This is a genomic window from Arthrobacter rhizophilus, from assembly GCF_026241105.1.
In the GTDB taxonomy this organism is placed as follows: Bacteria; Actinomycetota; Actinomycetes; order Actinomycetales; family Micrococcaceae; genus Arthrobacter.
Map to the genome: position 1 here is coordinate 22,582 of NZ_JAPFFT010000007.1, position 22,126 is coordinate 44,707.

The 22,126-nt window shown below is 61.1% G+C and carries 23 protein-coding genes; 16 read left to right on the forward strand and 7 right to left on the reverse strand.

Annotated features, from left to right (window positions below; all coding sequences use genetic code 11):
- The first annotated feature begins 93 nt into the window (after window positions 1-93).
- The 13 genes from mpaB (at window position 94) to OOZ51_RS07925 (ending at window position 10,433) form a co-directional block, all read left to right on the forward strand.
- Window positions 94-1,116 (forward strand): daptide biosynthesis RiPP recognition protein, encoded by a 1,023-nt coding sequence (mpaB, locus tag OOZ51_RS07865; RefSeq protein ID WP_265978753.1) that lies wholly within the window; start codon window positions 94-96, stop codon window positions 1,114-1,116.
- A gap of 54 nt (window positions 1,117-1,170) precedes the next feature.
- The gene (gene mpaD / locus OOZ51_RS07870; RefSeq protein WP_265978754.1) at window positions 1,171-2,460 is read left to right on the forward strand and encodes a daptide-type RiPP biosynthesis aminotransferase; all 1,290 of its coding nucleotides are present in this window, start codon (window positions 1,171-1,173) and stop codon (window positions 2,458-2,460) included.
- A 47-nt stretch (window positions 2,461-2,507) separates the two neighbouring features.
- A complete protein-coding gene (gene mpaC, locus OOZ51_RS07875; RefSeq protein WP_265978755.1) occupies window positions 2,508-3,671 on the forward strand; it encodes a daptide-type RiPP biosynthesis dehydogenase in 1,164 nt (387 codons plus the stop codon).
- A 4-nt stretch (window positions 3,672-3,675) separates the two neighbouring features.
- Window positions 3,676-3,819 carry a daptide-type RiPP gene (locus OOZ51_RS07880; protein WP_265978756.1) on the forward strand — a complete coding sequence of 48 codons (144 nt, stop codon included), beginning with the start codon at window positions 3,676-3,678 and terminating at the stop codon, window positions 3,817-3,819.
- Window positions 3,820-3,870: 51 nt separating this feature from the next.
- Window positions 3,871-3,996 carry a daptide-type RiPP gene (locus OOZ51_RS07885; RefSeq protein WP_265978757.1) on the forward strand — a complete coding sequence of 42 codons (126 nt, stop codon included), beginning with the start codon at window positions 3,871-3,873 and terminating at the stop codon, window positions 3,994-3,996.
- A gap of 52 nt (window positions 3,997-4,048) precedes the next feature.
- Window positions 4,049-4,186: a daptide-type RiPP gene (locus tag OOZ51_RS07890; protein WP_265978759.1), complete on the forward strand. Its 138-nt coding sequence runs from the start codon at window positions 4,049-4,051 to the stop codon at window positions 4,184-4,186.
- A gap of 85 nt (window positions 4,187-4,271) precedes the next feature.
- Window positions 4,272-5,096: a daptide-type RiPP biosynthesis methyltransferase gene (mpaM, locus tag OOZ51_RS07895; RefSeq protein WP_265978760.1), complete on the forward strand. Its 825-nt coding sequence runs from the start codon at window positions 4,272-4,274 to the stop codon at window positions 5,094-5,096.
- Entirely contained in the window at window positions 5,084-6,340 is a 1,257-nt protein-coding gene (locus tag OOZ51_RS07900) for a YcaO-like family protein (RefSeq protein ID WP_265978921.1), read from the forward strand. The genes mpaM and OOZ51_RS07900 overlap by 13 nt, the downstream gene beginning before the upstream one ends.
- Window positions 6,337-8,037, forward strand: a complete 1,701-nt coding sequence (gene mpaP / locus OOZ51_RS07905; RefSeq protein ID WP_323054709.1) for a daptide biosynthesis intramembrane metalloprotease — start codon at window positions 6,337-6,339, stop codon at window positions 8,035-8,037. Before OOZ51_RS07900 ends, mpaP begins: the two co-directional genes overlap by 4 nt.
- Window positions 8,034-8,744 (forward strand): ABC transporter ATP-binding protein, encoded by a 711-nt coding sequence (locus tag OOZ51_RS07910; protein WP_265978762.1) that lies wholly within the window; start codon window positions 8,034-8,036, stop codon window positions 8,742-8,744. Before mpaP ends, OOZ51_RS07910 begins: the two co-directional genes overlap by 4 nt.
- Window positions 8,741-9,490 (forward strand): hypothetical protein, encoded by a 750-nt coding sequence (locus tag OOZ51_RS07915; RefSeq protein WP_265978763.1) that lies wholly within the window; start codon window positions 8,741-8,743, stop codon window positions 9,488-9,490. The genes OOZ51_RS07910 and OOZ51_RS07915 overlap by 4 nt, the downstream gene beginning before the upstream one ends.
- 81 nt (window positions 9,491-9,571) lie before the next feature.
- Window positions 9,572-10,207, forward strand: a complete 636-nt coding sequence (locus OOZ51_RS07920) for a hypothetical protein (RefSeq protein WP_265978764.1) — start codon at window positions 9,572-9,574, stop codon at window positions 10,205-10,207.
- A gap of 28 nt (window positions 10,208-10,235) precedes the next feature.
- Window positions 10,236-10,433, forward strand: a complete 198-nt coding sequence (locus OOZ51_RS07925; RefSeq protein WP_265978765.1) for a hypothetical protein — start codon at window positions 10,236-10,238, stop codon at window positions 10,431-10,433.
- 60 nt (window positions 10,434-10,493) lie between these two features.
- Here OOZ51_RS07925 and mctP read toward each other — a convergent pair whose 3' ends face one another.
- The 3 genes from mctP to OOZ51_RS07940 all read right to left on the reverse strand — a co-directional run bounded on the left by mctP (window position 10,494) and on the right by OOZ51_RS07940 (window position 15,200).
- Window positions 10,494-12,191 (reverse strand): monocarboxylate uptake permease MctP, encoded by a 1,698-nt coding sequence (gene mctP / locus OOZ51_RS07930; protein WP_265978766.1) that lies wholly within the window; start codon window positions 12,189-12,191, stop codon window positions 10,494-10,496.
- Complete coding sequence (locus OOZ51_RS07935) at window positions 12,188-12,469, reverse strand: DUF3311 domain-containing protein (RefSeq protein WP_265978767.1); 282 nt, start codon at window positions 12,467-12,469, stop codon at window positions 12,188-12,190. Before OOZ51_RS07935 ends, mctP begins: the two co-directional genes overlap by 4 nt.
- 217 nt (window positions 12,470-12,686) lie before the next feature.
- Entirely contained in the window at window positions 12,687-15,200 is a 2,514-nt protein-coding gene (locus tag OOZ51_RS07940; protein ID WP_265978768.1) for an alkaline phosphatase family protein, read from the reverse strand.
- Window positions 15,201-15,359: 159 nt separating this feature from the next.
- On the opposite strand from OOZ51_RS07940, the gene OOZ51_RS07945 reads away from it, so the two are divergent.
- Window positions 15,360-17,165 carry a molybdopterin-dependent oxidoreductase gene (locus OOZ51_RS07945; protein WP_265978769.1) on the forward strand — a complete coding sequence of 602 codons (1,806 nt, stop codon included), beginning with the start codon at window positions 15,360-15,362 and terminating at the stop codon, window positions 17,163-17,165.
- Window positions 17,166-17,190: 25 nt separating this feature from the next.
- On the opposite strand, the gene OOZ51_RS07950 is transcribed toward OOZ51_RS07945, so the two are convergent.
- The 4 genes from OOZ51_RS07950 to OOZ51_RS07965 all read right to left on the reverse strand — a co-directional run bounded on the left by OOZ51_RS07950 (window position 17,191) and on the right by OOZ51_RS07965 (window position 20,553).
- Entirely contained in the window at window positions 17,191-18,387 is a 1,197-nt protein-coding gene (locus OOZ51_RS07950) for a type II toxin-antitoxin system HipA family toxin (protein ID WP_265978771.1), read from the reverse strand.
- The gene (locus tag OOZ51_RS07955; protein WP_265978772.1) at window positions 18,387-18,584 is read right to left on the reverse strand and encodes a helix-turn-helix transcriptional regulator; all 198 of its coding nucleotides are present in this window, start codon (window positions 18,582-18,584) and stop codon (window positions 18,387-18,389) included. Before OOZ51_RS07955 ends, OOZ51_RS07950 begins: the two co-directional genes overlap by 1 nt.
- Window positions 18,585-18,787: 203 nt before the next feature.
- Window positions 18,788-19,111 (reverse strand): DUF6221 family protein, encoded by a 324-nt coding sequence (locus OOZ51_RS07960; protein ID WP_265978774.1) that lies wholly within the window; start codon window positions 19,109-19,111, stop codon window positions 18,788-18,790.
- A gap of 47 nt (window positions 19,112-19,158) precedes the next feature.
- Window positions 19,159-20,553, reverse strand: coding sequence for an ammonium transporter (locus OOZ51_RS07965; protein WP_265978776.1), 1,395 nt, complete (start codon window positions 20,551-20,553; stop codon window positions 19,159-19,161).
- Between the two features lie 384 nt (window positions 20,554-20,937).
- Here OOZ51_RS07965 and OOZ51_RS07970 point away from each other — a divergent pair, with 384 nt between their 5' ends.
- Together OOZ51_RS07970 and OOZ51_RS07975 are read left to right on the forward strand one after the other, a co-directional pair.
- The gene (locus OOZ51_RS07970) at window positions 20,938-21,675 is read left to right on the forward strand and encodes a glutamine amidotransferase (RefSeq protein ID WP_265978777.1); all 738 of its coding nucleotides are present in this window, start codon (window positions 20,938-20,940) and stop codon (window positions 21,673-21,675) included.
- 28 nt (window positions 21,676-21,703) lie between these two features.
- Window positions 21,704-22,009, forward strand: a complete 306-nt coding sequence (locus tag OOZ51_RS07975; protein ID WP_265978779.1) for a putative quinol monooxygenase — start codon at window positions 21,704-21,706, stop codon at window positions 22,007-22,009.
- Window positions 22,010-22,126 lie beyond the last annotated feature (117 nt).

Sequence of the window (22,126 nt, forward strand, 5' to 3'; positions counted from 1 at the left end):
ATAGTCTCCTTCACGAGGACGGACCCGGCAGACCGAATGTTGGCGGGCCGCCGTGACGAACGTATGCAGCGGACAACTATTGGGGGTTGGGAATTGAAGCTGAGTCAGCAACAGACCATTGCAGCAGCTGTGGACCAGTGGATTACGGGCATTCCCGGGCGAATACCGGATCATGCCATCTTCGTTGAGGATCCCGGACATGAGCCGTTTGCAAAGGAACTTGCCGGCGAGCAGTCGATCGTCCTTGTGCTTGACGGCGGCGGGGAAGATGATGTGGTCATCCCAGTCTCCGGGCTCTTCGATGTCGCAGGTGAAGAACTCTTGGTTGGTGGAACCCTCAGTCTGGAGATCCAGGACTATGTGGCCATTCCGTTCGTCAATCTCATCGGCGTCACGGTAGTCAGGATTACCACGGCTGAAGACTGGCAGGCCTTCTTCGATGACGCGGAAGAATCCCGACGATCGGGCTACTTTGTGCGACAGCTCACCGAAGTGAACGCCGTTCTTGCCGAGCGGGGCCTTTTGGACGGCCGCCCAGCTACCGGTTCCTCGCTGGCAAGGCTCCACATCACACGAGACGGAAGGGTACTCAGCGGACCCTACGGAACCCAGATCGGTTGGGCCGGAGACTCCTTGGCCGACATTCACAAAAGGTGCCTCGCGCTCCAACCGGAGTCTTCGCTCGCTTCCGTCTGTGACGTTGACATGATTCGTAAGTCCCTTGGCGCCAGGCCTTGGATTCCCCGCTATTTGGCGGCATTGGATGCTTGGAAGTTCATTCCCCAGGGCAATCGCGCCGATACTACGCTGGTCGGTTTCGGTGCCAGTCTCTACGGCGCATCGCCTACTGATGATCTCCCATCACCGCGCGCACCCTTCATCATCCACAGGGCAGGAGAGCACACGCTCCTAGACACTGCGTCCGGACGGACTTTCAGACTCGGACCTGATGCCGCAGCGATCATCGAGGCACTCTCGAATCTGCGGGATGTCCAAGCCGCCGCGTCCGCTGTAGCAGCTCCGCTGGGCATTTCTGCAGCGGTTGCCGAGGAATCCGCACGAGTGATTCTCGCGCAGTTCGAGCAGGCAGGCGTGGACGTTTTCGGCGCCAGCTGAATTCCGAACCTCCACTTTGCCGGCCACCCGTCGAACTCAAAGGACTAACAACCGATGATCGCAGCACCTGACTGTGCCATACCCAGCACTCAGCTCCCGCTCTGGATTCCCCTGATTGCGCAGCACGATTTCCCTGTCGCGAGCTACACCGCTGTCAGCGCCCGCGGCGTCCACGTAGCTTTTGAAGACGGTCGACGCCGCCTTTGCGCAAAGAGCGGACTGTGGAACGCCAACCTCGGTTACGGCAACCCACGTATTGCCGAGGCAATCGCCACGGAACTTGAAGCTGCGTCCTACCTTCCGTTGTTCAGGACGGCGCATCGCAAAGCGATCGAGGCGGCCAACGCACTTCTCTCACTCCCCGCCCACCGCTTTCAGCGGGTGGTTTTCTCCACCTCCGGGGGAGCTGCCAACGACGCCGGCATGAAGCTCGCGCGTCAATACTTCGCCCTGGACGGACAACCCGAGCGAAAAATCATCGTAGGCCTGACCGGCAGCTATCACGGGCTCACCTACGGGAGCCAGGCCCTCAGCGGTGACGACCTCGGTCAGGCCGTCTATGGTGTCGACCGGCGCAATATCCGACACATCAGATTCGATGACGGGGGCGCGGAACTGGCGCAATTGATGTTCAGGGAAGGGCGCAGGGTCGCCGCGGTCATCGTCGAACCGGTCCTCGGATCCGGTGCGGACGTTGTGCCGGAAAGCTTTCTGGACTCATTGTTGAAACTCCGGGAGGAGCACGGCTTTCTGGTTGTCGCGGACGAGGTGGCCACCGGATTCGGGCGGGTGAATTCCTGGTTCGTTTCTGATGAGTGGCCGTCGGCTCCGGACGTCATCGTGACGTCGAAGGCCCTGACCAACGGCACCAGCGCGTGCGCTGCACTTCTGATCGGAGCGCGGGTAACGGAGAAGTTCGATTCCACGGAATCTGTCTTTGTCCATGGAGAGACGCAAGCAGGAACCCCGGCCACGTGCGCCGCCATTCTTTCGACCATCGACGAAATGAAAAGGCTGGATCATGGCAGCCTCACAGCGGCCGTCTCGGCCGGACTCGATGATCTCATCGGCCGACTCCAGGGCACTCCCGGCGTCGGTACGGCCACCGGTCGGGGCTGCATGCGGGCCATCAAGCTGGAAACAGTGGACGGATTGCCATTGTCACCTAGCGGTGTCTTAGCCGTTGTCAGGCGTATTCACCAGGCCGGAGCGATCGTGCAGCCCGGCCCAAGCCGGATCCAACTCCTGCCGGCCTTGGTATTCACGAAGGAAAACTTCGAGGAACTCCACGCGGCCATCGCAGCGGGGCTCAGCGCAGCCCGTCGGGACGGAGCCTTCGCGTGATCGCAGACCGGACCTGGAAGACTCGCTGCGTCGTTGTCGATGGGGGGATGCCTGCCAATTACCTTGGCACACTGATTCGTGGACGGGCCGGACTCGTGGTGGACAGCGCACTCACCGAGCACCGAGATCGACTCTTGGACGGCGGTCTCAACGGAGCGGCCGTCTTGGAACTCGACGCCCGACCCGTGTCATTCGCGACCCTGACGGTTGTTGCCGACTTCACTCGAGCACACGGTCTCGAGACCGTTGTGGCACTCGGCGGCGGCTCCGTCCTCGACGCGGTGAAACTTTCCGCGCTGTTCTTCGCCGATCCGTGCTTCGCTGAATTTGCGGCGCGCCACGCCAAGCGATCGGGCCTCGTCGTCATACCTTTCGGGACCGAACCAAACGAGCGCCCTAGAACCATCCTGATGCCGTCCACTGTGGGGACCGGCGCCGAAGTCAGCGCTGTAGCATGCCTGGACACCGACGTCGGACGCCACCTGATCGCCTCACCTCACCTGTCGGGTGACCTAGCGGTGCTCGACGCCGCGCATTTCGCGAGCCTCCCCCGGACCCTTGTGTTCGAAGGGCTGCTCGAAGCGTTTCTCCGGGTGGCCGGAACGATGATCGGCAGCAGCCGGAGCACTTTCGACGACGACGCCCTCTCACTTCTGGCGCGGATCGTGCGGCTGGGCCATCGCTTGCAGCACGAAGATTCCGCTGAGCTGCGGCTTGTTGCGGCCCGGCTCAGCATGGAAACCCACACCGGATGGTCGCTCATGGCTCGAAACCCTTACGGGGCGAAGCACTGGTATGTCGCGAACGAATTGGCATACCTGACAGGTGAGAGAAAGATGACCGCAACTGCCACCGTCATCGGACCCATATGGGATGAAATCGAAGGCGGCGCCACGGCCTGGGGCAACCCTCATCGTTTGTCCGAACTATGGTCCGTGGTGGCAGAAGTTGACCCTTCGCTCGGTCGCTCTGCCGCCTCCGGCATCAGGGAGTTGCTGCAGCGATGGGGCGTCCAAGGGCTCGATGACCTGAGCGAACAAACTGCCGTGAAAACAGCCAAATTGGCAGTCGGCCGCTGGGGTGGGGTGCTGCCCATGCTGCGCGGCATTGACCCCGCGCAAATCCAGCACGTTCTCCTGAACTCAGTCAAGAAACAGCCAGTCTTGCCAGGCCCTTTGGGCGACCAACGAGCGGCAAGGGAGAGGGGGTGAGCAAATGAACAACACCATCGCGCCAAGGCTTCTGGACCTCGAAATCCAGGAGCTGGAAAGCATCGACGTTCCAGACGACTGGAGCGAACGTATCCACGGAATCACCGTAGGGCTTGCTTTGGTCGGAATCGCCGTCACCATCACGTGATGAGCAGCCGGCCGAAAGACCAGTCAATCGACACAGGGGGAGGTGAAAGCGATGCAGGAACAGCTCAATATCTCAATCCAGGAAATTGAGTCCATGGATACACCGGACTTCAACAATTGGTTCATCGGCGTGTCCCAAGGGGTGGCTATAGGCATCATTGCCGTCAGCATCACCTAGGCGGAAGCAAGGCCGACTATCCAAGACACCAAGACGATCGAGAGGAGGGGCAATGATCGCAACATCAAACCTTCAGCTGACCATTGAAGAACTGGAGAACCTCGATACACCTGACGACACACCGTGGTACATCCGCGTTGGCGACGTCATCATTATCGCCGGCATCGTCGTCGGCATCGCTGCGACCTAGCCAGTACGCGCGGGTGGTGAAGCGCTAGCGTTCGCCACCCGCGTGAACTCCCCTCCCCACGTCTGACTCCCGAGAGTACGAGTTGATGAGAACCGCAATTGACAAGACCGTTGCCGACATCCTGCGCGCCATTGGCCACGAGAGTCTTCCTGAGGATCTGTACGGCATTGAAGGGTCTCGCCTTTACGACAGGCTCACTTCCGACGATCTGTCCGAGCTTCCCGAGATTCTGGGCGCTGCACGGAAAACAGCCGGACCCATCCTCGAATTAGCCGCGGGGTCCGGCAGGATTACCCGGGCGCTCCTGGCTCTGGGGCGTCCCCTGACAGCAGTTGACTCTTCGCCGGAAATGCTTGAAATGCTCAGGCAAAGGGCTGAGACCCGGTCCTTTAATCCTCGGGGAGTCGCAGTGGAGGTCGTAGAGGCGGACATGTCCCAACTGCCTATTGGCGGCAACTACGGCTGCATCGTCCTGGGTGCCAGCTCAGTGACCCTTCTGACTCATGACCAGCGACGGGCACTCTTCGGCCGGGTCCGCGATTCCTTGGCCCCTGAAGGCCGCTTTGTGCTCACAGTCCTCGACGCCGACTCATCTGACCAGTCGCCGGAGGATTACGAGGGCTCGATTACTGGATTCTCGGTGCTCGACGCCAATTCCATCCTCTTCAATCTTGAACGCCGGGACCCGGATAGCGGAGCAAGGCACGTGACCATGATCAAGATCGATTTCGATGAGGGAAAGTCATACCGAACGGCCGCCTATGTCAGCGATGTGGCTTACGTCCGGAACGGGGTCATTGAAGCCGAGCTCTCCGCTGGGGGCTTGCATGTTCTCGAAAGAGGAGCTGTCCGGATCGCCTCGCCGGTCCCTTCCCTGAACAAGGTTGAGATGTGGGTATGCGGCAAATGATGATCGACCCGGCACGGACCTTGGATCCCTCCCTCGGCCTGGTTTCTGACGCGCAGGTCTACGTCCCGAATGAGGTTGGTCTATGGCGCACGGTGGCGTATTTGGCCAACGCCCCGTGGGACGGGGAACATCCCAGGCTTTCTTCCGCCGTCGGAGCATTCGACGTCAACAGGCGATCCTCGGTGACCAGGGGATCCGGCGAGGCGGTGGAGCGCTTCGCGCTCGTTCCAGTGCCGGCCGATTCGGAACACCTCATCGTGGCCAACCCTTGCCACGAAAAGAGGATCGACTTCGTGGGAGCAGGACTAGGGCACCCCTCGGCCCTTGGCCTTGAGTTCCCGTGGTACCGGGCGACGGACCTGGTTTCCGGGACTGAGTCACATGTTCCCGCAGGGGTTGTGGACTACAACCCCTGCAAATTCCCGGAAGAAGGTCTTGCTGGTCAGTTGTTCGATCCATCTCCCAACGGAGCCGCCGCCGGACCCTCGGAACACTTCGCCATGACTTCCGCCGTGGCTGAAGTCATTGAGCGTGATGCCTTCTTGTGGGCTTGGCACAACAGGACACAGCTCAAGAAAATCATCATGGAAGACTTGCCGGCAGAACTGTCTGGTAATCCGGACACTCGCAGTCTCACTCGGCTCTTCAGAATCGCCCTCGACTCCGGTATCAACGCCAATCTTGCTTTTGTCCCGAACGACGACGGGCCATTGGAAATCGCGGTCAGCGTCATCATCGGTGACACGAAGCATGGACAGTTCGGTGCGGTCGGAATCAAGGCTTCCGCAGACCCTATTACGGCATTGAGGGGCGCGCTCCAGGAAGGGCTTCAAATCCGTGAACTCCTCCTGTCCAGATCGCTGTCCCCGGTTACAAGCCACGCAGCGGTGACAGACGACGAATCGAGAGCGGACTTCTGGATGACGCGCCCAGCAATCGATGAACTTCGCGCATGGGTGCAGTCGTTCTCGAAGGCGCCACTGCCTCGTGCCCACCCCCAACCCGACGTGGACGATTTGGTGCAGCATCTGGCTCGGAAAGGAATCACTTCGCACTGGGTAAGCCTCACTCACAGGCTTCCTGCGGCGATACAAGAGATCGGCTGGCAAGCGGGCAAGGCGATCTGTCCGGGTGCGTTCCCACTCACCATGGACGAATCCAAGCGACTGTCCTCGGTGCCGAACAGCTTTGACGGCCCGCCACGTCGGAACGCCTTCGCTTCAACGCCACATCCGTTGATATGAGCCCCTACAGGAACGACGACACGGTGACACGACCCTCTCACTCTCGAACTACGATTCAATGGCCTGCACAGCTGGCTCCAACCGCGTCCATTGATGAGCCCCTGCGGGCCGGCGGGCCATGGATCGTGGCTCTGAACGGCGTGCCCAAAGCCAGGGTCTCTGCGGACGTGGCCAATGTGCTCAAAGTTTTGGACGGCAAGAAGGAACCTGCGCAAGTAGCTCACCACCTTGGCAGTCCATGGACTGCTGAGGACGTCATGGGGGTCGCTCGCCAATTGGTCCACACGGGTGTCTTCGATGTGACGGCAAACCAGGCAGAATCTCGCCGAGTCCAGTTCCGTGCGCCCCTCACCGTGCAGGTTACGTTGTTCAATCCCGCGCCGCTCCTCAACTTCTTCCGCCCGGCGGTTGCCGCAATGGCCCGTCCCGGATTCATCGCTGCGGCGGCTGTTCTCGTCGTCAGCGGCATCATCGGTGCTTTCATGGCGGGCCCGAACGTTTGGCGGGTACTGGCAACGCCACTTCCCTTGGAGGCCTATCTTTACGTCGCCACCGCGATGTTCGCGTCCACTTTGCTGCACGAGCTCGGTCATGGAATGGCGCTCGTCTATTTCGGTGGCACGCCCAGACGCATCGGAATCATGCTCTTTTATCTGGCCCCGGCGTTCTTTTGCGACGTGACGGACGGCTGGCGACTCAGTTCGCCCAAACAAAGGGTGCTGGTGGCGCTGGCCGGGCCCTTGGTTCACCTCGGCCTTGGGAGCCTTGCGCTGGTGTTTCAGGGCATTCTGCCGGCGACGTCCCTTAAAGACGCCGCCATCCTCTACGGAATCATTTGCTACGCAATAGCCGTCTTGAACCTTTTTCCGTTCATCAAGCTGGATGGCTACGTGGCGTTGATGTCAGCTGTGGATATTCCGCACCTACGTCGAAAATCCATCGCCGCATTGTCAGACGTGGTCAGCTCCAGGTTTCTTGGTTCACGTATCAATACGGGCAACCAAGGTCTCCTGGCATGGTTCGGCCTTGCAAGCTTCTTGTCAGGCATCGCCTTCATGGTCATTGGTTTCCAAAGATTCGCACCGATCGTCCTGCAACTCGGCTACGCGGGAAACATTGTGGTCCTCGCTGTCTTTGTTCTTTTGCTTGTGTTGGCCTTCAGGGGAATCATCCAGTTTTTTCATTCGGCCTCAAAGAGCGGCAGCCCGACGTGGCGGCGGATTGGTTTCTTGCTCCTCGGAACCGCTGTCGCGGCAGGACTCCTCGTCGTGATTCCGATCAGGTCTGTCGTCGTGGCCGGTTACACCTACATCAACGGAGAACTAAAGATCGTGACCCCCATCGAGTCGCCCGCTCAAGCGATCGCCCCGGGAGACAGGGTGACTTTGAAGTCCCAAGGAATGGTGGTTCATGAAGAACTGGGACAAGCCACCATCGGCGCAGAACCGCCGTCGAACTCGATTGCACCTGTGGAGACCATCGTCCCGGTGACGTTTCCGGGCACGAATGTCCCTGTGCGTGCATACCCGGGAAGCCTTGAAGGTTCGGTGTCCCTCCCGGTCTCGGGACGAGCCGAGGTGACGGGCCAGAGGGATATGCGGCTGTGGGAGTGGCTCTGGGATGCCGCCTCGAATTCTCCGCTATGGCCAGGGAAATTCGGACAAGCCACCAAAGTCTCGACGGAAGGGCAACAGTGAAAATCCATGCCAGCTTTGACGGGTTCAGCAAGAAACGAGGCACAAGTTTCGCCGTCGAAGACTTGACGTTCGATGTACCGGCCGGGCGAATCGTGGGACTGATAGGACCCAACGGCGCCGGAAAGAGCACGGCCCTGGCGGGCTTGACCGGCCTGTTGGAGGCGACGTCCGGGCGTGCCACGGTCTTTGGAACTGACTACCGGACCCTGCACAGACCCGTCACCAAAGTAGGGGTGAACCTGGACGGAATGGACGTCGAGCCTGGGCTCACCGGCCGGCGTCACCTGCAGATCTGTCGGCTTGCCGCCGGGACTCTGCCCGAGAGCGTCGATCGCGTCTTGGAACTGGTCGATTTGACCGCCCAAGCGAGCAAAAAGGTCCGGGACTACTCCCTCGGGATGAGACAGCGTCTGGGCATCGCCTCGGCAATCATCGGTGGCCCCAAGCTCCTGGTCCTCGACGAACCGGCCAACGGGCTCGACCCTGATGGCATTCAATGGCTGCGATCGTTCCTCAGGGACTTCGCCAGGTCCGGGGGAAGCGTGCTGATTTCCAGCCACCAGCTGACGGAACTGGAACAGATAGCCGACGACGTGGTCATCCTGAAGCGGCGGATGTTGTTCTGTGGGTCCGTTGAGAACGCCACTGCTGTTGGTGGCGGGAATCTGGAAGCCGCATATTTCCGGATTCTGGAGGGAGCCCGATGAACTACGAAGTCCATGCGGCTTTCGCCGGCGGCCTCCGGTCCGAGCTGCTGAGATACTTCAGCGGTTACTCCGCCCTCGGCATCCTGGCCTTCAGTGGGCTGGTGCCTTGGTTCGTGGCTAATTTCCTTGGCTGGCCCGATCATGCGGACAAGCTTTCATCGGCCCAAAACGTCGAGACGTTTTGGGCCCTCGCCGCGACGATCGCAATCGTTGCCACTTTCGCAGGAAGCTACCTCATAACCCGGGAAGCCTATTTTGGGACTCTTCGACGAAGCGTTGCCATCTCCGGGATGAGTCAGCTTGTGAGGACCAAGTACGCAGCCTCGCTGGTTGTCGGACTTTTCACGGCAGCTTCAGGCCTGGCTCTCTGGAGCGGCAGTACCGCGCTCGCAGTGTCCTCGGAAGTGCGCTCTGAACTTGTGGAAGGCGCCTCCTGGCAAGCTTTGCTCGGCGTCGTCGTCGCCTCATGGGTCGGGTGCTTGTGGGGTTGTTCACTCGGCTGGATCATCAGGCATTACTATGCAACCACGATCGTCACCATGCTGATTCCCCTCGCTTTGGAACTCCCCCTCATGGCGAACTTTCCTGAAATCGCCCGGTGGCTGCCGTCGGGAGCTTTGGCAGGGATCGCAAACCTGCCGATTGAGGGCCTGCTCGGACCGTTCCACGCATGGCTGGTCTCTCTGGGATGGCTGATTGCAGGAGGAGCAGGTGCGATGTGGGTGCTGCGGAGCAGGGGGGTCTAGTTGGTCAACTATGCACCTGCCTTCTTATCTGACATGCGGCGCCCCTGGCTGTGGAAAGGATCAGCGGTCTGTGCGTTGCTCGTGGCTGGTCTGATCGGCGCCCTTGTTGTGGCCGCGGCAATCGGTTCCAAAGAAGACGGCGGCCAGGCGATGACGGGCGTAGATCGAACTCTCTTGGAAGCCGGCTTGTCGCTGATGCTTACCGCAGCGGCCGTGGTGGGCTCTTTCTCATTCACGTCGGACTTTGATACGAGATCGTTTCATCGACGCATCTTGATGTTCCAGCGTGGCGCGGCATTCACCGGACGAGCGGCCTCCATCACAGTCGCTGCCCTCGTGACGGGCGCAATTGTAGGGGTGTTTTTCGGGCTATCAGGGGAACTTGTGGCTAACCTGTGGCATGTCAGCGCCCCCGCCGTGCTGGCCTTCGCCGCGATGGCCGGAATCGGTTCGCTCTGGGGTTTCGCGATCGGTTCCCTCATCCGCAACCATTTCCTGAGCCTTTTTGTTGTACCCCTGAGCCTTGTTCTGCCGGCAGCTCTCGCCAGCCGGCTGGGACAATTCGCCGATCTTCTCTTCCCGAACCTGGTCACGGATTGGGTGAACCAATGGGCGTTGGGAAGCGTGAAGCTGGATTCCTTTGCGGGGGCAGTTACCTGGCTTGCCTGCTCGCTCGGCGGGGCATATTGGGTGTTTTTAAAGCGCGACCTGACTTAACCATTTACCGTTCATTAGGGAATTTACTGTGAAGCGTAATCCGGCCATTTGGCTATTACTCACCCTTATTTTTGGTTTCTACTCCATCTACGTCTTTTCCTCCGCACCCGGAGATTCATTGTGGGCCATCGTTTCCGGAGTGGTCCTCGTAGCGGGTTCACTGGCTTCGCTTTGGAAGTTCCTGCGCGATGTCAAGGCATCAAAGAACCAAAGAAGCGGCGAGTGACGCGGGTGCCCCGCTACAGCAAACTTTCCCCCGTGACCCCGGCGTCCGCCGTCGTTGGCTTCAGAACGTGGCCCCTCCCGTTTCGCCCAGTGGGTACTCGCGCTGGAGTTCGGCCACCTTGGGATCGTCCTCGTCAGCTCCGTAGTCCGAGTTTCGGGTGATGTCCTTTCCATCAGGGAGCTTCATCGCGCGGAAAACCAGGGACAGGACTGCAGCAACGATGAGGTTGATCGCGAATGCCACCACGGCGATGTAGACCTGCACGTTGGTGCCCGGGATGGCCGCGATGGAGCCGCCAAAGTTGGCCTTCGTCACCGGATTGACCACGTTGTATGCCGCAATAGTGCCGTAGATGATTCCCGCGGCCCAGCCTGCGAAGAGCGCCCAGCGGTGGAACCACCTCGTGTAGAGCCCGGCCACGATCGCCGGGAAGGTCTGCAGGATCCAGATACCACCGAGGAGTTGCATGTTGATGGCGGCCGACTGGTCCATCGCGATGACGAAGATCAGCGCCCCGAACTTCACCACGAGCGAGGCGATTTTGGAGACCTTCGCTTCCTGCCGGGGATCGGCGTCGGGTCTGATCAGGTCACGGTAGATATTTCGCGTAAACAGGTTGGCGGCAGCGATCGACATGATGGCAGCCGGGACTAAGGCGCCGATGGCGATAGCCGCCAAAGCGATCCCTGCAAACCACGCGGGGAAGTTGTCCAGGAACAACTGCGGAACCACCAGTTGCGGGTTGACGGCACCGTTCAGATCAATCGGCTTGGTTCCCGCAGAGATGGCCGCGTAGCCGAGGAGGGCAAGGAAACCCAGCATCAGCGAGTACAGCGGGAGCACCGCGGCATTCTTGCGGATCGTGTTCCTGCTCTTGGTAGCCAGAACCCCGGTGACCGAGTGCGGGTACATGAACAGGGCCAGCGCAGAGCCAAGAGCCAGTGTCCAGTAGGCCGAGTAGCTGGCCGCGCCCGGGATGAAGACGCCGGTTGGCTTGCCAGTGGCCGGGCTGATGGCGTCGAGTTTCGTCTGGGCTGCACCAAAGATGTTGTCCCAGCCTCCGAACTTGATCGGCAGGTAGATCACCGCGACGATGACCGCCAGATAGATCAGAAGATCCTTCACGACGGCGATCAGCGCCGGGGCGCGAAGGCCCGAAGTGTAGGTGTAGGCGGCCAAGACCACGAAAGCGATGATCAGCGGCAAGTCAGTCAGCAACACATTCTCCGCGCTGCCGAGGCCCAATACCGTGAGCACGGCCTTGATGCCAACCAATTGCAGCGCGATGTACGGCATTGTCGCGACAATGCCGGTGAGGGCCACCGCTACCGTCAGCGCCCTGCTGCCGTATCGCCCGCCAACGAAGTCCGCCGGAGTGACGAAACCATGCCTGTGCGAGACGGACCACAACCGGCTCATCAGCAGGAACACGATCGGGTACAGCACGATCGTGTACGGCACTGCGAAGAAGCCACTCACGGCTCCGGTGGCCCACATTGCCGCCGGGACGGCCACGAACGTGTAGGCCGTGTACAGGTCTCCACCGAGAAGGAACCACGTCACCCAGGTTCCAAAACCGCGGCCACCGAGCCCCCACTCATCGAGGCTGTGCAACCCCGTCTCTTTGCCCGAGCGCCAGCGCGCAGCGAAGAAGCCCAACACCGCCACCAGGACAAAGAGGACGACGACGACGGTGAGCGCGACGCCGTTGACAGGCCTATCCGCTGTGGTCGCCAGCGGGACGGCGAGCCCGCTCATTGTTCCTGCTCCTCGGTGCGTGGGCCCCGCGCGGCCTCGCGGCGGCGGCGGTCCTCCTTGTTAACCAGCCAGTAGGCGATGCCAATCATGCCTGCGGTGACCGGAACCCAGAGCATTTGGTACCAGTAGAAGAACGGCATACCGGCAAACCGCGGCTTGTCGATCGAATACAAGGGGACAAACAACGGAACCAGAATAGCGATGGCTAGCAGGATTCCGGCCACAATATACGGACCGGGCCTTGCAGGCCCCCGGGTTGGCACGTCGGGAGTTGACATGGACGCCTCCTCAAAGAGACGGCCCCCGGAGCGGGATGAGCTTCCCGGGACGTGCCGGTGGCCTGAGGACCGTGAATATAACGGTCCACCAACAGAATAGATTCTGGATTAATTCTCCGACAGGGGAAGTGCGCCCCGTTTTTGCGGCGGGGCCAGCACTAGAACAGCAGAGGGCAGCCACCGATGCCGGTGACCGCCCTGCCAAAACTGGATTTGGTCAGCCGTCAGTATCCTTCGCAGTCGGCTGGCCGTTGGAACCAGGGCCGGAACCGGAACCCGACCCGGAACCGATCACGCTGTGCTGGGGTTCGGGCATGTTCGAGTCAGCACCGTTCACGGACTGCCAGATGGCCTTGTTGTAGAGCTGCTCATCGATCTTGTCTTCGGTAGCGGTGTCCTGGGTGGCTACCTGTGGGGCCATCGGAGCGTTTGCCCCGTTGACGGTGGTCATGTCGTAGCTGGGCTTAAGCGCGGTGTACGGGGTGTTGTCCGGCTTGGCCGTGAACGAGGCGTTCATGGGAGTAGCGAACGCATCGAACTGGGTCAGCGGGGCGATGCCGGCGATCAGGCCGATGGTGCGGACCATTGAAGCCGTGCTGTAGAACGTTGAATCGACTTTCCCGGTCTGTGTGTAGGGGCTGATGGCCAGCGCCAAGGTGCGGTGCGAATCCACGTGATCCGGGCCATTCTGCGCGTCATCCTCGGTGACGAAGATGGCAGTGTCCTTCCAGGCGGAGGAGTGGGACACGGTGTCCACCAGCTTGCCGAGCGCGTAGTCGTTGTCCGCGACGTATGCCTTCGGCGTGGGGGCGCCAACACGGGTGGCCTGGGTGTGGTCGTTGGGCAGCCGGACGAACTGGACCGTGGGAACAGTTCCGGACGCCACTTGGGACTGGAAGTCCTTGGCCCATTCCTCAACACGCGGAGTACCGCAGTTAGGCTTCAGCGGTGCGAACGATCCCGCGGAATCAGGGCAGTTCAGGTCGTAGCCGTGGTAGTTGTGGTCGGTCTGCGCATCCAGAACGGGGTCTGCGGCGTTGGAGGTGCCGGCGTTGTTGGAAACGTAGAAGCCGTAGTTGCGGAAGCTGACGCCGGCCTTGGCCAGCCGCTGCCAGACATACGTGTTGTCAGGCTGCTGGGCCGCGATTTCAGGGGCGTTCCCTTCGCTGGGATACGGTGCCTTGCGGCCCGAGTAGTTGGCCGGCCACATCTGCTCGGCGTAGGGGTTCGAGTTGGCCGAGGCCACCCAGTTCCAACCGTTGGCACTGACTTCAGCATCGGCATAGAAGTTGTCAATCGTGGTGAACTTCTTGGACAGGGCTCTCATATTCGGGGCAGACTCGTCGCCGAAGAGATTCAGCGAGGGATCTCCGTTGCCCTTGCCGAGGCTGCCGAGCACCTGGTCATAGGTGCGGTTTTCCTTGACCACGTAGATCACGTGTTTGATGGGGCTCTCTTGACCGGGTTGGCGCGGGATGATGTTGCCACCAGCGGTGTCCGGGCGGTTGTTGTTTTTGACCTGCTCGGTGGCCTTCTGCAGTTGGCCGCCTTCCGGAATGCTGAAGCTGCTCAGAGTGCCAACGATCATGGATCCGCTGTACTGGTTTTCGGCGGTCGGTGCAGTGGACTCAGGGTTCGGGTGGCCAGCGCCGTTGTTCGGCCCGGCGCCAAGCCCCTTCGCATTGGTGACGTGCAGGGTCCCGCCGCTGAAGGCCAATGAACTCGGGTACCAGCCGACAGGCACCTTGCCAGCAACTGCGTTGTGGGCAAGGTCGACGACGGCGACGTCATTGTTCCCGGAGTTGCTCACGAAGAGGCGGTGCCCGGCTTCGTCCAAGGCCAGCCCCGTGGGGTTGGTTCCCACTGGTGCGCCCTTCTCAGGCGCGACGCTGATACTCGAGCTTGTGCCGGCGGCGGTATCGACCACCGAGATGGTGTCGTCATCGCCATTGGCGACGTAAAGCGTACGTCCGTCCTTCGAGAGGACGGACTTGTTGGGGTGGAGACCCACGGTGACGGTGCGGGAAACCTTCGGTTCTGCGCCTGAGATGTCCACCGCGGAGAGATCGGACGCGCCCTGGTTGGTGACGAACGCCGTCGTACCGTCTGGCGAAACGGCAACTGAAAGTGGCCGGTGACCGGCCGGCGTCGTCGAAACGGTGCCAGTGGCGAGGTCGACGATGGACACGGCGTCGGCCAGCTGGTCTGCAACTACCAGCCGCTTACCGTCGGGCGTGATCGCCAATCCGGCCGGGAAGAGGTTCAGTGCCTTGCCCGCGGGGGTCGTAGTGGGCAGCTGGATGGGCGCACCTTCCGCCAGTTTGCCGCCGGAGTAGCTGTAGGTGCGGATTTTGGAGTTCGCGGCCGCGCTGGCGTAAAGCTTGGTGCCGTCCGGACTCCAGGCCAAGCCCATGTAGAGCGATTCTGGAGACTTGTAGGAGATGGTCTGGTCTACCTCGTGATCTGCGAGATCGACGAGTTGCAGGGACTGGGTACCTTGACCGTTGTTGGTGACGGCGAGCCTCTTGCCGTCGGGGGAGATGGCGGAGTTCAACGGGAGGTCTCCGAGTGAGGTCTGCTGTCCAGTTGGCGTGACGCGCATGCCTACTGACGTGACGGCCGTTCCGTCCTCGTGAGGGCCGGCGAACGTGGAAACGGCCGCAAAGGCAGCTCCGCCGACGAGCACACAAGACAATGTTCCGATGATGACCGGGATTGTTTTGAATTTCATGATCCAAAGCTAGGAGCCGCGAAACACGTTGGTCCGACTCACAGGGAACCGTCAGCTAAATCATCAGTGAACTGATGAAGTGGGTCGGTCGGTACCGCTTGCTCCATGAACCACCCGGTTTGGTAGTTCAAACCCCAGCCGGGGTCTAGGCTCGGCCTCATGACAGCCGACAGATCGACGCCGCGGGATCCGATTCAGGACCCGGCGCCGAGGGACCCGACGGCGCACGCCGAGCCTGGTGCCGGGCGCAGCTTCCGGAGCGAGTTGAAACGCGGAGAGGACGTCATCGATCCGATGACTTTCGCCGATTCGCTTCCGCAGGATCGCGGCATCGCCCCGCGCATCCGGATCAGCCACAGCAAGTGGTTCAATCTGCTCTGGTTGCTCCCGATCGGCTTCGTACTGCTCATCGTCGCGGTCGCCGTCGCGAAGGGGATACGGGGATTGCCTCCCGTCGAGTCGTTCCTGAAGACCTATCCGGGAGCCTCAAAGCTGCCGGTGGGCGCGCCCGTGGGCTTTCCGGCGTGGCTGGGGTGGCAACACTTCCTCAATATGTTCCTCTTGATCTTCATCATCCGTTCGGGTGCACAGATACTCACGGATCACCCGCGACTGTATTGGACGCGGCATTCGACGCCGGGACGGGATTGGTTCCGGGTACAGAAGCCAGTGCCGGAAGATCCAATGTGGACGGCTAAGAAGGATTCGATCAGCCTGCCGCAGCAGGTAGGCCTGCCTGGGCTGCGGCATTCCATCGGGTTGGCACGCTGGTGGCACCTCGGGATCGACACGCTGTGGCTGGTCAATGGAATCGTCTTTTTTGTGCTTTTGTTCGCGACGGGCCAATGGATGCGCGTGGTCCCGCTGAGCTGGGACGTCATCCCGAACTCGATCTCGGTGGTCATCCAATACCTCTCTTTGGACTGGCCGATCGAGAGCGGATGGACCAACTACAACAGCCTGCAACTGATCGCTTACTTCGTCACGATCTTCATCGCCGCACCCTTGGCGCTGGTCACCGGGCTGGGCATGTCCCCGGCGCTCTCCACGCGTTTTCGTCGTATCAGCTCGGTCTTCAACATTCAGATGGCCCGGTCCTTGCACTTTCTGGTGCTGTGCTGGTTCTTGTTGTTCATCGTCCTTCACGTGGCGTTGGTGCTAACCACCGGGGCGCTGGAGAATCTCAACCACATGTACGCGGGACGCAACGACCAATCCTGGATCGGGTTCTGGATCTTTGCTGCGTCGATGGTGGTCATCATTTTGGGGTGGGTTGCCGCCACACCGTTTACCTTCCGGCATCCCCGCCTCATCCAGAGGGCCGGTTCCGCGCTGATCGGCCCGGCAGAGCGGTTATTCGAGCACATCGACTCACGCCCGGGGCAGTACACCGAGAAGGACATCTCGCCGTACCTGTGGCTCAACGGCCAGTACCCTGTATCCGAAGAGTACAAGAACCTGTTCAACAACGATTTCCTGGACTACCGGTTGCGCGTCAACGGGCTCGTGGGCAATCCAGTCGAGTTGAGCCTCGCCGAGCTGCGGTCAATGGATTACCACGAGCAGATCACGCAGCACTTCTGCATCCAAGGCTGGTCAGGAGTGGCAAAGTGGGGCGGGGTATCGATGCAGGCCATCCTCGACTTGGTCAAGCCGACGCCGGAGGCAAAGTGGGTGGTGCTCTATTCGTTGGGCGATGGACCGGATAAGGGCGACTACTACGACGCGCATCCGATCGAGCAGATGGGCTATCAGCTCACGATGCTCGCTTACGACATGAACGGTACTCCACTGTCGTATGGCCACGGTGCGCCGCTCCGGCTGCGCAACGAGGTGCAGCTCGGCTTCAAGATGGTCAAGTGGATCAAAGGCATCGAATTTGTAGCCGACTTCTCCGAGGTGGGTGGCGGCTTCGGTGGTTACAACGAAGACCACGAGTTCTTCGGATACCGGCAGTCGATCTAAAGGTCCTCGAGCGCGGGCGCGGCAGTCAGCCGTCCAGCTCTCCGCGCCGGAATCGCAGCTCCCGTAGGGCGCCTCGGAGCGGCGACCCCGTAAACGGCAGGTCCTCCAACCTGACCTTCCCAGAAGCTGACAGGGCCAGTGCATTGGCCGTGGCAGCTGCTCGCTGCGGCAAGCCAATGGACGCCGCGAAATCGGCCCAGTGCCTTGCTTTGAGGTTCTTGGTTTTTCCGGATACCGGCAACGCGAGCGAGTCATCTCCATACAGCAGCGTGCACGGAATGTCGTAGATCGGAGCCATGACAAATTCGCCGTGCTGGCCCCCGAGGACCGAGAGGTTCTTCGCGTGCAGGTCGCCGTTCCCGGTCAGCCATGCAAAAACAAGCTGGAGGTACAGATTGCGGCTTGCCACGAGTGGGGCTTTGCACATCCCGGCCAGTGCAGAGGCCACGTCCTCGGATTTCACAGAATATTTGGAAGCCGGTGGCAGGCCCATGACTTGGGCTCCGTCCTCCATGGGCAAGCGCACCCAAGTGCGGTCCTCGTCCCGGACGCGGTCGAAGCGTTCCACCAACAACCCCGGCAGCCCGTGCATGTCCGTGATGATGCGGCTCTTGGCTACCGGGATCTTGAGATCCTTGGCCGCGGAGAGGTGTGCCGCTTCGTTCGCCAGCAAGTGGGCATGATTGGGCGGGTCAAGTTTGAGTAGATACCGCTGCCCCTTGAATGACAGGGGCGTGGTCAGCATGGAAGCGCTTGCCTTGTCTTGGACGCCAGGGATTGCATGACGGTCCACCGCGTTGGCCAAGGCAGTGAAGTCCAGCTCCTCGGGTCTGGAGATGTCGGCCAGCGGTGCCGGCTCCACGGGGATTTCCCCGGCGGGAACCACTTGGACGTCTCCGGGGGCATCGGCTCCGACAGCGAGCAGGAGAGTGAGTTCGTCGTCGAGGCTGGTCTTGGTGGCGTCCCTGAGCACGCTCAGTCGGTGCCCCTCCGGCAGCAGGCCGGCGAAGAATGGCGGAAGAGCGCCAGCGGGCGTCTCCACGGCAAGGTCTGCCAGGGGCAATGAACTGGCAACCGCGGGCAAACCGGAGGTCAGATACTCGGCTGTATAGGAGAAATTCACCCCACCGTGGACCGTGCGGACGAGGCGGCCAGCGAGGGCACCGCCCTTATGAACGTCTGCCGCGCGGACGAACTTCAGGTCTTGGAGATCGTCGGCCATCAGCTGGCCGCCATGTGAAGGCCGACGGCGTTCGCCACCGCCACGACTGCCGTCAGCGAAGGATTGCCCGCGGCCGTTTCGATCGCCCGAACGGTCCTTTCGGAGGTTCCAGCAAGGTCGGCAAGGTCCGCTTGAGTGATTCCGGCCTCTTTGCGGGCTTTCCTTATGCTCGCCGCGATGGCCGCAAGGTCTTCCACGAGTCTCCTCGGATTCGGCATGATGTTGCCGATTTGGCAATTTCCTAGGTCCATTCTGAACCATTTTGCCTAAATCGGCAAGATGCTGCCGAAATCGATCCTTTAGACTGCTGTGAGGTCACCAAAACCAAATTTCGGCAAGATCCTGCCGATTTCCCCCGGGGAGCCCGGCTCGCGGAAAGGAGTGCTGCACACCCCGCCAGCTACGTCTCCGCCAGCCATTCCGGATCGAAATCCGGATGGTCCGAGTAGGGCAGTGCAAGGGCATTCAACGATTTCGTGGTCCATTCGATCGACTCCGGAATCCACCGCGGGTCATCTCCAAGCGCGTGGTGGACCATGGTTGCCAAGGCCGTCTGCCGTGCAGATTCAACAATGCTGAGCAGTCTTCGTTTTGACGCGCATTCCAAAAGAAGGCGGCGCTCGTACCATTTGCCCGCTTCGGAGACGGAACGGTCGCCCAGGAGTTTGCGCGCCGCGGCCTCGTCCTCGTCCAGGCGCTCGGACAGGAAATCGACGATATCCACAAAACGAGCGTACGCGCCTGCTGCGGCCGCGGAAATGCCTGCTTCCGCTATGCCGGGTCGGCTTGCTTTTCGCGCTGGAGTTCGACGGCGGCACTGGCCGCGGGGGCGTAAGCGGCGTCAGCGGCACGGGCTGAAACCGGGACGGACGCGGCGGCAACCGGGATGTTGACGTGGGGGAGCGCAACTGCGTGGGGAAGGGCGTTGAAGTGGCTCCGGGACAGTCCGCCGAACTCATAGGCGGTCTCGGCGTGCTCGGACAGGTCCACGCCGGCAAGCTCGGCCTCCTGGCTGACCCGGAATCCAACGGTCTTGTGGATGACCAGGGCAATTATCGCCGTCATGACTCCAGATACTGCAAGGGTGACAAGAATGGCGACAATCTGCGCCACGAGCTGCTGGAGCCCTCCGCCGTAGAACAATCCTCCACCTTTGCCGTTGACCGGCAGCGCAATGAATCCGAGCGCCAGGGTGCCTACAAGCCCGCCACCAAGGTGGACGCCCACGACGTCGAGCGAGTCATCGAATCCGAACTTGTGCTTCAGGTCCACGAACACGGCACAGGCGGCACCGGCCACAAGGCCCAGGCCAAGGGCTGCGGCCGGAGCGACGTTGGCGCAGGCCGGGGTAATGGCCACGAGGCCGGCAACGACGCCGGATGCCGCACCCAAGGATGTGGGGTGGCCGTGCCGGATCTTCTCCGTCACCAGCCAGCTGAGCATGGCCCCGGCTGGGGCAACAAGGGTGTTGACCCAGATCAAGCCGGCCTGCGCCGCCGTCGTGGCAGCGCCGGCGTTGAAGCCGAACCAGCCGAACCACAGGAGGCCAGCGCCAAGCATGATGAAGGGGAGGTTGTGCGGGCGGTGGTTCGAGTCCTTCCCGAAGCCGTGGCGCTTGCCCAGGATCAACGCCAGGACAAAGGCGGCGGCGCCGGAACTGATTTCCACAACCGTGCCTCCCGCGAAGTCAATCACCTGGCCAAAGACGGAACTGATGGCTCCGCCGGGGCTCAGGAGGCCGCCGCCCCAGACCATGAAAGCCAAGGGGCAGTACACCAGCGTGATCCAGATGGGGACGAAGATAACCCAGGAAGTGAACTTGGCACGGTCGGCAATCGCCCCACTGATGAGGGCAACGGTGACGATAGCGAAGGTAGCGCTGAAGCCAAGCTTGATGAGATCGGTGGAGCCAACCAGGTCCGCCGAACCGAAGCTGCTGAACGGATTGCCGAAAATCCCCAGGACACTCTTGCCGCTGATCATCGAGTAGCCCCACAGGATCCACACGGCACCTACGATGCCTGCGGAGATGAAGCTCATCATGATCATGTTGAGGGAGGCCTTGGCCCGGGTCATGCCACCGTAGAAGAGGCCGAGCGCTGGAGTCATGAGCAGCGCAAGTGCCGCTGACACCATCACCCAAACGTTTTCCGCAGTGATATTCACGTGCGTTTCCCTTCTTATCGGAGTGCCGTAGGAGGGCCGCCGTTGCTGGCCCCGTTCTTCCCCTGCTCAATATTTCCGGTTCCGTGTTTCCGGCAATGCGAGGAAAAATTGCGGGGACGTTACATAAGTGGGACTGGCGTGAAGAACGCATGACGGGCATGTTTCGGGAATGTTAACGCCGTTACCGTGAGGGCGTCGGGTCGCCCGGAACAGGGGTGCAGGATCGTTGTGTTTCCGCGGATTCTGGGCCGGTTGGAGGTGAAATCATGCCATGACGGCAGAAATCCGGACATTTCTTCCACGTGAACGGCGGCTCACTGCTCCCTAAGGGGATGTTTGAGGCATCCGCTGGCGCGTCACACCCGCCAAGCGCACACTTAGCCTGTGAAGCCGTTTCTCCTGCTCGCATCTCGTGCCGAAGACGCCGCCGCCGAGGAAGAGTACCAGGCGTATCTTCGTTTTGGAGGCCTGGCTCCCGAGCAGCTCATACGCATCCGGCTGGAAGCGGCGCCCCTGCCGGCGCTTGAGCTCTCCGACTATTCCGGCGTGATTGTGGGTGGCAGCCCTTTTACCTCGAGCGATCCGCCTGGGCACAAGAGTCCGGTCCAGAAACGGGTGGAGAAGGAGCTCGCGCAGCTGCTGGACAGGATTGTTGCTGCCGACTTTCCCTTTCTAGGGGCCTGCTACGGCGTCGGAACCCTGGGACTTCACCAGGGGGCTGTGATTGACCGTACCTACGGTGAAGGACTCGGCGGGGTAACCATCAAACTGACAGCGGATGGCCTCCAAGACCCGCTCCTCAAAGGCATGTCCGAGCGCTTTGTAGCCTTTACCGGCCACAAGGAAGCCTGCACGGTCCTGCCAGGACACGCCGTGTTGCTGGCCGGCTCGGCCGCTTGCCCTGTGCAGATGTTCCGCATCAAGAGGAACCTCTACGCCACTCAGTTCCATCCGGAGCTCGATGCCGATGGTCTGGTTACGCGGATCGGCACCTATCGCTACGCCGGATATTTCCCGCCCGATGCCGCGGAACAGCTGATGGCGGACGCCCGAAAGTTCACGGCGACCGAACCGATGAAGATCCTCAAGAACTTTGTCCTGCGGTACTCGCGTCCTCGATAGAGTCGGAGGGATGAAGCACAATGGGCCCATGACCTTTGCAAACGTGGGAAGTCTCGGCACGAAACCTGGCCAACGCGACGCCGTCGTCTCCATCCTGCTCAGACCGAAGCCGGAGCTGCGGGATGCGGGCTGCTTGCTCTACGAGGTGGGCGTCAACGACGAAGCGCCGGACACGGTCTTTGTCTGCGAACTGTGGGAGTCCGCAGAAGCGCATCAAGGATCGCTGCATCTGGACAGCGTGAGGGCCGCCATTGGTGAGGCAATGCCGCTGCTTTCCGGTGAGATGGGCGGCAGTCGGTTCACCGTGCTGGGCTCACCGCTCCGTGACGCCTGAAATTCACCCAGCCGACATATGGCTGACGGACAGGATTTTCATAGCCCTTACATAGCTGCCATAGCTACGGTTGGTTCATTATGGAAAAGCAAGAGCCCCATGGTTCCGGTCTTGGGG

Excerpts from the sequence above, each read along its gene's own strand:
- mpaD (WP_265978754.1), top strand. The coding sequence starts at position 1,171 with ATGATCGCAGCACCTGACTGTGCCATACCCAGCACTCAGCTCCCGCTC.
- mpaC (WP_265978755.1), top strand. The coding sequence starts at position 2,508 with ATGCCTGCCAATTACCTTGGCACACTGATTCGTGGACGGGCCGGACTC.
- OOZ51_RS07880 (WP_265978756.1), top strand. The coding sequence starts at position 3,676 with ATGAACAACACCATCGCGCCAAGGCTTCTGGACCTCGAAATCCAGGAG.
- OOZ51_RS07885 (WP_265978757.1), top strand. The coding sequence starts at position 3,871 with ATGCAGGAACAGCTCAATATCTCAATCCAGGAAATTGAGTCCATGGAT.
- OOZ51_RS07890 (WP_265978759.1), top strand. The coding sequence starts at position 4,049 with ATGATCGCAACATCAAACCTTCAGCTGACCATTGAAGAACTGGAGAAC.
- mpaM (WP_265978760.1), top strand. The coding sequence starts at position 4,272 with ATGAGAACCGCAATTGACAAGACCGTTGCCGACATCCTGCGCGCCATT.
- OOZ51_RS07900 (WP_265978921.1), top strand. The coding sequence starts at position 5,084 with ATGCGGCAAATGATGATCGACCCGGCACGGACCTTGGATCCCTCCCTC.
- mpaP (WP_323054709.1), top strand. The coding sequence starts at position 6,337 with ATGAGCCCCTACAGGAACGACGACACGGTGACACGACCCTCTCACTCT.
- OOZ51_RS07915 (WP_265978763.1), top strand. The coding sequence starts at position 8,741 with ATGAACTACGAAGTCCATGCGGCTTTCGCCGGCGGCCTCCGGTCCGAG.
- mctP (WP_265978766.1), bottom strand. The coding sequence starts at position 12,191 with ATGAGCGGGCTCGCCGTCCCGCTGGCGACCACAGCGGATAGGCCTGTC.
- OOZ51_RS07935 (WP_265978767.1), bottom strand. The coding sequence starts at position 12,469 with ATGTCAACTCCCGACGTGCCAACCCGGGGGCCTGCAAGGCCCGGTCCG.
- OOZ51_RS07940 (WP_265978768.1), bottom strand. The coding sequence starts at position 15,200 with ATGAAATTCAAAACAATCCCGGTCATCATCGGAACATTGTCTTGTGTG.
- OOZ51_RS07945 (WP_265978769.1), top strand. The coding sequence starts at position 15,360 with ATGACAGCCGACAGATCGACGCCGCGGGATCCGATTCAGGACCCGGCG.
- OOZ51_RS07950 (WP_265978771.1), bottom strand. The coding sequence starts at position 18,387 with ATGGCCGACGATCTCCAAGACCTGAAGTTCGTCCGCGCGGCAGACGTT.
- OOZ51_RS07975 (WP_265978779.1), top strand. The coding sequence starts at position 21,704 with ATGACCTTTGCAAACGTGGGAAGTCTCGGCACGAAACCTGGCCAACGC.